General features: G+C 75.0%; 10 protein-coding genes. 7 read left to right on the top strand and 3 right to left on the bottom strand.

The features are described from left to right. The 6 genes from GQS09_RS23565 to der all read left to right on the top strand — a co-directional run. Positions 1 to 1,142: ScpA family protein (locus tag GQS09_RS23565; RefSeq protein WP_243761717.1), on the top strand; the 1,142-nt coding region annotated here is incomplete at its 5' end. Then, entirely contained in the window at positions 1,139 to 1,834 is a 696-nt protein-coding gene (gene scpB, locus GQS09_RS23560; RefSeq protein ID WP_165989464.1) for an SMC-Scp complex subunit ScpB, read from the top strand. The genes GQS09_RS23565 and scpB, both read left to right, overlap by 4 nt. 70 nt (positions 1,835 to 1,904) lie before the next feature. After that, positions 1,905 to 2,921: a pseudouridine synthase gene (locus tag GQS09_RS23555; protein WP_165989462.1), complete on the top strand. Its 1,017-nt coding sequence runs from the start codon at positions 1,905 to 1,907 to the stop codon at positions 2,919 to 2,921. 29 nt (positions 2,922 to 2,950) lie between these two features. Then, the gene (locus GQS09_RS23550) at positions 2,951 to 4,036 is read left to right on the top strand and encodes a prephenate dehydrogenase (protein WP_165989460.1); all 1,086 of its coding nucleotides are present in this window, start codon (positions 2,951 to 2,953) and stop codon (positions 4,034 to 4,036) included. A gap of 237 nt (positions 4,037 to 4,273) precedes the next feature. Continuing rightward, positions 4,274 to 4,981, top strand: coding sequence for a (d)CMP kinase (gene cmk, locus GQS09_RS23545; protein ID WP_165989457.1), 708 nt, complete (start codon positions 4,274 to 4,276; stop codon positions 4,979 to 4,981). 104 nt (positions 4,982 to 5,085) lie between these two features. Beyond that, a complete protein-coding gene (gene der, locus GQS09_RS23540; RefSeq protein WP_165989455.1) occupies positions 5,086 to 6,603 on the top strand; it encodes a ribosome biogenesis GTPase Der in 1,518 nt (505 codons plus the stop codon). A 110-nt stretch (positions 6,604 to 6,713) separates the two neighbouring features. On the opposite strand, the gene GQS09_RS23535 is transcribed toward der, so the two are convergent. Together GQS09_RS23535 and GQS09_RS23530 are read right to left on the bottom strand one after the other, a co-directional pair. Beyond that, on the bottom strand, positions 6,714 to 7,055 hold the full coding sequence (locus tag GQS09_RS23535; RefSeq protein ID WP_165989447.1) for a hypothetical protein: 342 nt from the start codon (positions 7,053 to 7,055) through the stop codon (positions 6,714 to 6,716). Positions 7,056 to 7,306: 251 nt separating this feature from the next. Next, positions 7,307 to 8,110 (bottom strand): hypothetical protein, encoded by an 804-nt coding sequence (locus GQS09_RS23530; RefSeq protein WP_165989453.1) that lies wholly within the window; start codon positions 8,108 to 8,110, stop codon positions 7,307 to 7,309. A 572-nt stretch (positions 8,111 to 8,682) separates the two neighbouring features. Between GQS09_RS23530 and GQS09_RS23525 the strand changes: the two genes are divergently transcribed. Then, positions 8,683 to 8,898, top strand: a complete 216-nt coding sequence (locus tag GQS09_RS23525) for an I78 family peptidase inhibitor (RefSeq protein ID WP_165989451.1) — start codon at positions 8,683 to 8,685, stop codon at positions 8,896 to 8,898. 125 nt (positions 8,899 to 9,023) lie between these two features. Here the strand turns inward: GQS09_RS23525 and GQS09_RS23520 are convergent, their stop codons facing one another. Beyond that, positions 9,024 to 9,959, bottom strand: a complete 936-nt coding sequence (locus GQS09_RS23520) for a phosphatase PAP2 family protein (protein WP_165989449.1) — start codon at positions 9,957 to 9,959, stop codon at positions 9,024 to 9,026. Positions 9,960 to 10,742: the final 783 nt, after the last annotated feature.

Below are 10,742 nucleotides of genomic sequence, written 5' to 3'. Positions count from 1 at the left end.
TCCCGGACGGCGCCGGGCGCCCGCGGGAGCGGGAGAGGGAGGGGCCGCGCCCGGAGGAGACGGCGGACACGGCGCCGCCGCCGTCGCAGGCGCCGGCCGCGGAGACGACGGACGGGGAACCGGCGGGCGGGGAACCAGCGGACGGGGAAGCGGCGGACGGGGAGACGGCGGACGGGGAACCGGCGGGCGGCAGCGGCGGCCCGCAGCCGGGCGGCGGGCCGGCTGCGGACCCGGCCCCGGAGCCCGGACCGGCCCCGGAGCCGGGCGGGGAGGATGCCCCCGGGGACGCCGGGGAGCCCGTGGACGACGGGCGGTTCCGGGTGGTCCTGGACAACTTCGAGGGGCCGTTCGACCTGCTGCTCCAGCTCATCTCCAAGCACAAACTGGACGTGACCGAGGTCGCGCTCTCCCGCGTCACCGACGACTTCATGGCCCACATCCGGGCCATGGGCAGCGACTGGGACCTCGACCAGACCACCGAGTTCCTCGTGGTCGCCGCCACCCTGCTGGACCTCAAGGCGGCCCGCCTGCTGCCGTCCGCCAGCGTCGAGGACGAGGACGATCTCGCCCTGCTGGAGGCCCGCGACCTGCTCTTCGCCCGGCTCCTCCAGTACCGGGCGTACAAGCAGGTGGCGGCGGTCTTCCAGGAGCGCATGGCCGCCGAGGCCCGCTCCCGCCCCCGCACCGTGGGGCTGGAGCCGCACCACGCCGAGCTGCTGCCCGAGGTCGTCATCCGCGTCGGCCCCGAGGGCCTGGCCCGCCTGGCGGTCAAGGCCATGCAGCCCCGCCGCCCGCCCGAGGTCTACGTCGACCACATCCACGCCCCGCTGGTCAGCGTCCGCGAACAGGCCGGGATCGTGGTCCGGCGGCTGCGCGAGCTGGGCCGGGCCACCTTCGCCGAGCTCACCGCCGACGCCCCGGACGCGCTCACCGTGGTGGCCCGTTTCCTGGCCCTGCTGGAGCTCTACCGGGAGCGGGCCGTCGCCCTGGACCAGGAGGAGGCGCTCGGCACCCTCACCGTCCGCTGGAGCGGCGCCGACGAGGAGGACGGCGGCTCCCTGGTGACGGACGAATTCGACCAGGAGCCCGGCACCGGGGAAGGGCGCCGGGACGCCACCGAGCACGGGAGGAACAGGGCATGACGCAGCAACCGGAGACGGCCGGCCGCCCGGACACCGCCGCCCCGGCCGCCGAGGTGCCCCCGGCCCGGACACCGGCCGGCGGGAGCACCGTCGCCGACCTGGACCTCGGGCCCGCGCTGGAGGCCGTGCTGATGGTGGCGGACGAGCCGGTGGCCGTGGACCGCCTGGCCCGGCTGCTGGAGCGCCCCGCCGCCCGGGTGGCCGGCGCCCTCGCCGGGCTCGCCGCCGAGTACGCCGCCCAGGGCCGCGGCTTCGACCTGCGCGAGGTGGCCGGCGGCTGGCGCTTCTACACCCGCCCCGAGTACGCCGACGCCGTGGAGCGGTTCGTGCTGGACGGCCAGACCGCCCGGCTCACCCAGGCCGCGCTGGAGACCCTGGCCGTGGTCGCCTACCGCCAGCCGGTCAGCCGCTCCCGGGTCTCCGCGGTGCGCGGCGTCAACTGCGACGGCGTGATCCGCACCCTGCTCCAGCGCGGTCTGATCGAGGAGGCGGGCAGCGAACCCGAAACGGGTGCGATCCTGTATGGGACGACGCAGTACTTTCTGGAGCGGATGGGCCTGCGCAGCCTGGACGAGCTTCCCGGGCTGGCGCCCTTCCTGCCCGAGGCCGAGGCCGTGGAGGCCGAGAGCCCGGAAGGGATGCCCTCCTTCGCTCCGGACGACAGCGACGGCTCACAGACCGCAGGCGCGTGACCGCGCCGGCGGGCCACCGGCCCGCCGGGCTCCCCGCGCGCCGCGCCGACGACGACAGACGGAACACACGATGCGAAGCAGGGGCAGCAGCAACAGCAGGAACTACCGGGGCGCGGGCAACGACCGCGACCGGAAGCAGCAGCGCGCCGGGCGGCCCCGCCCCGAGGAACGCCGCTACCCCCAGGACGGCGCCTCCGGCACCGGCCGCGGCGGTCGCGGCGGCACCGGCCGGGGCGGCACGGCCCGGGGTGCGGGCCGTCCCGGCGGCCCGGCCCGCACCCGTGAGTACGAGGCCGAGCTGGAGGAGAGGCACCGCGCCCGGCACGGCAGGCCGGCCGCCACGCTGCCCAAGACCTTCGGCGAGCCCGAGGGCGAACGCCTGCAGAAGGTGCTCGCCCGGGCCGGCCTGGGCTCCCGCCGCAGCTGCGAGGAGCTGATCGACCAGGGCCGGGTGGAGGTCAACGGCCGGACCGTGCGCGAGCAGGGCCGCCGGGTCGATCCCGACCGCGACGAGATCAGGGTGGACGGCCTGACCATCGCCTCCCAGAAGTACGTCTTCTACGCCCTGAACAAGCCGGTCGGCGTGGTCTCCGCCATGGAGGACCCGGAGGGCCGCCCCTGCCTGGGCGACTATGTGCAGGACCGCGAGACCCGGCTGTTCCACGTCGGGCGGCTGGACGCCGAGACCGAGGGCATCATTCTGCTGACCAACCACGGCGAGGTGGCCCACCGGCTCACCCACCCGCGCTACGGCGTCACCAAGACCTACCTGGCCGCCCTCACCGGCCCGCTGCCGCGCGACCTGGGCAGGCGGCTGCGGGAGGGCGTGCAGATGGAGGACGGCTACGTCCGCGCCGACGACTTCCGCGTGGTCGACCAGGTGGGCCACAACTATCTGGTCGAGGTGGTGCTGCACGAGGGCCGCAAGCACATCGTGCGCCGCATGCTGGCCGAGGCCGGCTTCCCGGTCGACAAGCTGGTCCGCACCCATTTCGGCCCCGTCGCGCTGGGCGACCAGAAGCCCGGCAGACTCCGCCGCATGACCCACACCGAGGTCGGACAGCTGATGCGCGAGGTCGGGCTCTAGGCCCGTCCCGTCCCGACTACGCTGAGACAATGCGTTCCGCCCTCGTCATCGGCACCGGACTGATCGGCACCTCCGTGGCGCTGGCGCTGTCCGCCCGCGGCGTCCGCGTCCACCTCCGGGACCAGGACCCGGAGCAGGCACGCACCGCCGCGGCGCTCGGCGCGGGCACCGACGTCCCCCCGGACGGCCCGGTGGACCTGGCCGTGGTCTCGGTGCCGCCCGCGCTCACCGCGCCGGTCATGGCCGAGGCCGTGGCCCGCGGGACCGCCCGCGGCTACCTGGACGTGGCCAGCGTCAAGGGGCGCCCGCGCCGCGAGCTGGCCGACCTGGGCTGCGACACCACCCGCTATCTGGGCACCCACCCGATGGCCGGGCGGGAGCGCTCCGGGCCGCTGGCCGCCACCGCCGAGCTGTTCGAGGGCCGGCCCTGGGTGCTCACCCCCACCCCGGACACCGACACCGAGGTGCTGAACCTGGCGCTGGAGCTGGTGGCGCTGTGCCGGGCGGTGCCGGTGGTGATGGACGCGGACGCGCACGACCGCGCGGTGGCCCTGGTCTCGCACACCCCGCAGCTGGTCTCCAGCCTGGTGGCCGCCCGGCTCGCCCAGGCCGGGGAGGCCGCCGTCCGGCTGTGCGGCCAGGGCATCCGGGACGTCACCCGGATCGCGGCCTCCGACCCCGGGATGTGGGTGGACATCCTCTCCGCCAACCCGGGGCCGGTGGCCGACGTGCTCGCCGAGGTGGCCGCCGACCTGGACGAGACCGTCCGCGCGCTGCGCGCCCTGGAGTCCGCCGACGAGCACAAGCGGGCGGACGGCGCGGCGGGCATCGAGGCGGTGCTGCGCCGCGGCAACGCGGGCCGTGCCCGGGTGCCGGGCAAGCACGGTGCCGCCCCGGCCGCCTACGAGACGGTGGCCGTGCTGATCAGTGACAAGCCCGGCGAGCTGGCCCGGATCTTCGCGGACGCCGGCCGGGCCGGGGTCAACATCGAGGATGTGCGGATCGAGCACGCCACCGGGCAGCAGGCGGGTCTGGTGCAGCTCATGGTGCAGCCGGCGGTCGCCCCGGTGCTGACCGCGGCACTGCGCGAACGCGGCTGGTCGATCCGCCAGTAGCGGCGGGCCGGGCCGGGCGGCCGGAGCAGCGGAAGCCGGCGGCGGACCGGACGGCGGAACGGCTACCCTTGCCCAGGACCCTCCGTACCGGATGCGTGGCGCCGGACCTCCGGACCGGTGGGCCCGGGCGGGCCCGCCGGCCCGTCCCGGGCGCGGCCCGCGGTACGGGAGGGCCGCGCGCAAGTCCCAGGTTCCAGGCTCCGGTTCCCCCGGCTCTCTCGAAAGGTGCGCTCCGCCGTGTCTGCTACCCCCGCCCTCATCGTCGCCATCGACGGGCCGTCCGGCACGGGCAAGTCCAGCACCTCCAGGGCGGTCGCCGCCCGCCTGGGCATGCGCTACCTCGACACCGGCGCCCAGTACCGGGCGGCGACCTGGTGGATGCTGCACAACGGGATCGACACCACCGACCCGGCCGCGGTGGCGGCCGCGGCCGGCAAGCCGGAGATCGTCTCCGGCACCGATCCGTCCGGCCCCACCATCACGGTGGACGGCACCGACGTCTCCGTGCCCATCCGCGGCCCGGAGGTGACCGGCGCGGTCAGCGCGGTCAGCGCGGTGCCGGAGATCCGCGCCCGGATCACCGAGCTCCAGCGGTCCGCCGCCCGTTCCGCCGGGCCGGGCATCGTGGTGGAGGGCCGGGACATCGGCACCACCGTGCTGCCCGACGCCGACCTGAAGATCTTCCTCACCGCCTCGCCCGAGGCCCGGGCCGCCCGCCGCAGCGGCGAACTGGCCGGCACCCGCAACGCCGTGACCCTGGAGGCCACCCGGGAGGCGCTGGCCCGCCGGGACGCCGCCGACTCCAGCCGCAAGGCGTCCCCGCTGGCCAAGGCGGCGGACGCGGTGGAGATCGACACCTCCGAGCTCACCCTGGAGCAGGTGATCCAGCGCGTCATCACCCTGGTCGAGGAGCGGCAGGACGCCAAGCGCCACGCCACCGCCTGAGGCGGCGGCCCGCCGCGGGCGCGGCACACTGGCAGGGGAGCGATGCCCGGCGATGCCTCGCCGGGCCGGCCGCCCCGGACTCCTACGGACGTAAGACAGGACTCATGCACGACGACCTTCACCCCTCGGACCACGATTCGGACCACGATCAGGGCACCGAGGCCCCGCACGGTGCGCTGAGCGACGCCGAGTACGAGGAGTTCATGCGGCTCGCGGCCGAGGAGGGCTTCGAGGCCGCCGAGGTCGACAGCGAACTCGCCAGGAGCAGCGGACGGCTGCCGGTGCTGGCCGTGATCGGCCGGCCCAATGTCGGCAAGTCGACTCTGGTCAACCGCATCCTGGGCCGCCGCGAGGCCGTGGTCGAGGACCGTCCGGGCGTCACCCGGGACCGCGTCACCTACCAGGCCGAGTGGGCGGGCCGCCGCTTCAAGGTGGTGGACACCGGAGGCTGGGAGCAGGACGTGCTCGGCATCGAGGCCTCGGTCGCGGCACAGGCCGAATTCGCCATCGAGGCCGCGGACGCCGTGGTCTTCGTGGTGGACGCCTCGGTGGGCGCCACCGACACCGACGAGGACATGGTCAGGCTGCTGCGGACCACCGGAAAGCCGGTGGTGCTGTGCGCCAACAAGGTGGACGGTCCGTCCGCCGAGTCCGACGCCGCCTACCTGTGGGCACTGGGCATCGGCGAGCCGCATCCGGTCTCGGCGCTGCACGGCCGGGGCACCGGCGACCTGCTGGACGCGGTGCTCCAGGCGCTGCCGGAGGCTCCGCCCGAGACCTTCTCCGTGGCGCCGGGCGGGCCGCGCCGGATCGCCCTGATCGGGCGGCCCAATGTCGGCAAGTCGTCACTGCTGAACAAGGTGGCGGGGGAGGAGCGGGTGGTGGTCAACGAACTGGCCGGCACCACCCGGGACCCGGTGGACGAGGTGGTGGAGCTGGGCGGCAAGCCGTGGGTCTTTGTCGACACGGCCGGTATCCGCCGCCGCACCCACCTCCAGGCGGGCGCCGACTACTACGCCTCGTTGCGCACCGCCGCCGCCCTGGAGAAGGCCGAGGCGGCAGTGGTGCTGATCGACGCCTCCGAGACCATCAGCGTGCAGGACACCCGCATTCTCACCATGGCGGTGGAGGCCGGCCGGGCGCTGGTCATCGCCTACAACAAGTGGGACACCCTGGACGAGGAGCGCCGCCACTACCTGGAGCGGGAGATCGAGCGTGATCTGGGCCAGGTCAGGTGGGCGCCCCGGGTCAATGTCTCGGCCACCACGGGCCGCCATCTGGAGAAGCTGGTGCCGGCCCTGGAACGGGCCCTGGAGGGCTGGGAGACCCGGGTGCCGACCGGCAAGCTGAACGCCTTCCTCGGTGAGCTGGTGGCGGCACACCCGCATCCGGTGCGGGGCGGCAAGCAGCCGCGCATCCTGTTCGGTACCCAGGCCGGTTCCCGGCCGCCGCGTTTCGTGCTGTTCGCCACCGGTTTCCTGGAGGCGGGCTACCGCCGCTTCATCGAGCGTCGGCTGCGCGAGGAGTTCGGTTTCGAGGGCACTCCGATCCAGCTCTCGGTGCGGGTGCGGGAGAAGCGAGGCACCGGCAAGGGCAAGGGCAGGCCGCAGCGCCGCGGCTGAGGCGGGCCGGCACGCCGGAGGGAACGGCGGCGGACACGGGCGGCGGACACGGAGGTGCCGGATGCCGGGCCCGCCGCGGGCCGGGACGCGCCGGCGCGTCCCACCCCGGCTCAGCGCTCGGCGCGCTCGGAGCGCTCGGCGTCGTGGCCCGGCTCGGAGCTCCCGGCGGGCAGGGCGTGCCGGGCGGCCGGGCCCCTGCCGTCCGGCCGGGTGCCGTAGGTGGCGCCGAGCCAGCTCAGCGCGGCGAAGCCGCGGAAGCGCAGCGCCTCCTCGCCCTGCCGTTCTCCGGGAACGGCCCGGAACAGCCGCCGGTACTCGGCACACAGCGAGTCGTAGATCGGCGTGGCCGAACGCTCACCGGGCTCCTCGTACGCCGCCCGCATGGCGGGGAGGGAACGGTGGCGTCCGGTGGTCGCGGAAGTGGCGGAGGCGGAGACATTGAATTGCTGCACACTTCTCCAACGATCAGATCACCCGGCGGATGCGGGCCGGGCACCGACCGCCCCCGGAACGCCCGTCCCCGCACCCCGCCGGGAGCGCGGCGGGAAGGGAGCCCGGACGCCGCCNGGGAAGGGAGCCCGGACGCCGCCGGTGCGGTGCGGTGGCGGGTGCGGTGCGGTGGCGGGTGCGGTGCGGGGCAGCATCCCGGACGCCCCAGCCGTCCCGAATCCTGCCCCGCGTCCGAGAGACCGGTGCCGTCCGGTCAGGTGCCGGAGAGCGGCATGGAGCCGCCCACCAGCAGGCCGCGCGAGGCCGCGCCGTCCAGCGCCGTGCGCAGCAGGTCCTCGCGCGGCTGGCGCCCGATCGAGCCCGCCGGGGCCGCGTACACCAGCACGCTGTTGTGCTTCCGGGCCGCCGCCCGCCACTCGTCGGTGACCGGCAGCGGCTGGTGGGCCTCCCACCAGGAGACCGTGGGGCCGCCCACCAGCCCCGGCTGGAGCACCGAGTGCAGCCGGCCGTTGACCACCAGCACCGACCAGCCGGGCATCTCGGACGGCGGTTTGTTCATCTCCATCACGGGCATGAAGCCGTGTTCGATCAGCAGCGGAAGAAAGTCGTCCCCCGGGCCCTCGGCGCCCGGCCGCACGACCGGCGCGCTCGGCTCCACCACCATCGCCGGGTACAGGTCGTCGCCCAGCAGGACCTGGCCGCAGGTCACGCTGAGCACGGCCTGCCGCGGGTCGGCGCCCGGGATGTCCCCCGCGGCGGGCACGCCCTCGGCCCCGGCGCCGCCTCCGGTGATGGACCGCACCGCGCCCTTGAGCTGCTCCTCGGACACCGGCACCACCTGCGAGGGGAAGCAGTCCGCGTGGGCGAAGGCGAGCACGGCCGTCTCGTCGCCGACGAACAGCACGGTGCTGGTGCGCTGCCGGGAACTGTCACCGGGCGACTGGCACGAGGTGCAGTCGTAGGTACGCGGCGCGTTCTCGCCGGCCAGCAGCCGGTCGGCTTCTTCATCGCCGAGCTCGGCGCGTACGTCGTCACTGACGTCGAGCATGAGGGACACAGACGCTCCTCGGTATCGGAATCTCCGCCGCCTGATGAGGCTGCGTCGTGTCCAACGGTGCGGGGCGGCATTTGTCACGGCCTTCCGGCGTGCGCGGCATACGCCCGGCGCGCGCCACCGTGGTGCGCCGGGCGGAACACGCCCGTGCCGGCCGCCCTGTGCCCCGGACCGGGCGGGACGGCCGCGGGTGCGGCGGCCGCGCCGGGCGGCAGCCGGCGGTGGCGGCGGTGGCGGCGGGCACGGAAATGCCGCCCCGCGGACACCATAGGTCATTTCCCGGCACTTCCGGGCGGGAATTCCCGAGGCGCCCGGGCGAAAGGCGCGGCGAGTCCCGCGGGTTCCCGCCGGACGGTTCCGGTCGTATTGCCGGAAGTTTCTCGGCGGCGGCTCCGGCAGCCCCTCCCGCAGTGGCTCCGGCGGCGGGAAAGGTGAATTCCCGGTGCGGCCGAATGGGTCAGGGGCGGCCGTTGCACAACGGGCCCGCACGGCGGCCCGGTTGTGACGGAACGGTGACAGGACACGGACGCGGCCGGAACTTCCCGGCGCCCGCCCCGCCCCGTACGGTGGGCGGCATGTCACCGGAACCCGGCGGGGCGGGCATGCCCCGCGACGACACAGACGGCTATCTGGGGCTCTCCGCGGACGCCGCCGAGCAGCGGGCGCGCAAGCGCGGCTGGTCCATGGTCCGGGTGGTGCCGCCGGACGCGGTCATCACCATGGAGTACCGCGCCGGCCGGCTGAACCTGGCCGTGCGCGACGACCGCGTGGTGCGCTGCTGGCAGGGCTGAGCCGAGTCCCGCCGTGGACGTGCGGCGGCCCGGGGCACGCAACCCCGGGCCGCACGTATGGCGGGCCATGGCGGGCCATGGCAGGCAGGTCGTGGCACGTCGGGCGGCGCGCCGCGGCGAGGGCGCTAGTGGCTGCTCACCGGCCGGGCCGGCGGGTGCTCGCCCTGGCCCGGATGGCCCTGCGGGCGGGGCGGCGGATGCGGATGCCACGGCCGCAGCTCTCCGGCGAGCTGCGGAACGCCCCGCCCCGCGCCGGCCGGCTGCGGCTCCGGATGCCGCGGTGCGGCCGCCGGGGAGTCGCCGGGCGTCCCCTCGCGGCCGTGGCCCGGCGCCTGCCCGGTGTGGTGCAGCCGGGCCCGGTGGGCCGCCTCCGGGTCATAGGCCCGGAAGGCCCGGTAACCCGTGCGCAGTGCGTCCCGCGTGGTCAGCAGCTTCCACTCGGCCCAGGCGACCAGCGGCTCGAACCACGGCATGGCCAGCAGCACGGCCAGCCCCGCGGCCCAGCCGAGGAGCACATCGGTCACCCAGTGCGTGCCCAGGTACACGGTGGTGGTGCCCACGCCGAGCGCGAACACCGCGGCGATCACCGACAGGATCCGCCGGGCCTGCGACGTGGTGGCCAGATACGCCAGGATTCCCCAGGTCACGACCGCGTTGGCGGTGTGCCCGGAGGGAAATATGTCGCCGGTCAGGAACATCTCGTTGGAGCCCATGACGTTGGCGTAGTGCGGGCCCTCGCGGGCCATGCCCAGTTTGGCCGCGCCCACCGAGACGTTGAGCAGCAGCAGTGCCGTGGCCATCACCAGCAGCGGGCGCAGGGTGCGCTGCCGCCAGGAGCGCCAGCCCAGCCAGGCGGCGATCAGCACCGCCGTGGGGCCGCGCTGGCCCAGCACCACGAAGTAGTCCAGGAAGCCGTGCAGCTCCGGCCACTGCTTGTAGGGGCGGAAGAGCATCACCTGCCAGTCCAGCCGGACCAGCCACGAGGTGCTCAGCACCGCCGCGACGATCAGCGCGTAGAAGCCCAGCGTGGCACCCAGGATCGACCTCCGCGTACGGCTCATGCGCGGAATCGCGGCATCGGGGCGCTGCGGCTCCTGCTCCAGACGGGCAAAGAGGCGGTCGATAGGCACTCCTCAACATTACAGCCGGTGATGGTGGCGTTCCGTCCAGCGCCGGCGTTCGTGATCCCGATGTGATGTCTTCGCTATCGGAATCGGGACTTTGTTCCCCTGGTTTTCCGGAATGCGCACGGTGGATGATTCACCTTGTTCATGACGGATTCATTGACCACGGATGGCCCGGACGGGGACATTCCGGCGACCCGCCGGTAACCGGTCCGGGACCGGAGGGCGGCGGCGGCACGGGGATGCGGCAGCCGCGTCCGCGGACCGCCCGGTGCGGAACCGCACGGCACCGGCGCGGCACCGGCACCGATGCCGGGGGCCGCGGCGGCCCGCCGGAGGACGGCGCCGGAAGGGAGAACGGGGAAGATACCGTGCGAAGCCCGTCCGGAGGACGGTGTGCACCGCCTTCCCGGCGGCTGACGTACGCTAGCTGACCATCTGCCCCGCACCGTCCCCGTGCGCGGTCCGTCCGGCACCCCACCGGGCGGTCTCCGTCGTCGTGCCGGACGGCGCGGCCAGATCAGCCGGGACGGTCAGGCCGGAAGGCCATCGAGGGAGGTGCGCAGATGCCGGGACGAACGACCACGCCCGGATCCGCAACGGTCCGAGACGGTGTCGCCCGGCACGAAGCGCTTCCCGGTACCGCCGCCCCCGGCCCCGCGGCCCCCCGCCCGGCCGCCGCTCCCGCACCCCCGGCCGCCGCGCCGGTCACCGCCGTGC

Origin of the sequence: Streptomyces sp. YIM 98790, from assembly GCF_011421595.1 — a bacterium.
Classification (GTDB): domain Bacteria; phylum Actinomycetota; class Actinomycetes; order Streptomycetales; family Streptomycetaceae; genus Streptomyces.
Note: the sequence above shows the minus strand (reverse complement) of the source record. Positions and strands in the feature narration are given on the sequence as shown.

Coding starts and splice junctions, on each gene's coding strand:
- scpB (WP_165989464.1), top strand. CDS start 1,139: ATGACGCAGCAACCGGAGACGGCCGGCCGCCCGGACACCGCCGCCCCG.
- GQS09_RS23555 (WP_165989462.1), top strand. CDS start 1,905: ATGCGAAGCAGGGGCAGCAGCAACAGCAGGAACTACCGGGGCGCGGGC.
- GQS09_RS23550 (WP_165989460.1), top strand. CDS start 2,951: ATGCGTTCCGCCCTCGTCATCGGCACCGGACTGATCGGCACCTCCGTG.
- der (WP_165989455.1), top strand. CDS start 5,086: ATGCACGACGACCTTCACCCCTCGGACCACGATTCGGACCACGATCAG.
- GQS09_RS23525 (WP_165989451.1), top strand. CDS start 8,683: ATGTCACCGGAACCCGGCGGGGCGGGCATGCCCCGCGACGACACAGAC.
- GQS09_RS23520 (WP_165989449.1), bottom strand. CDS start 9,959: ATGAGCCGTACGCGGAGGTCGATCCTGGGTGCCACGCTGGGCTTCTAC.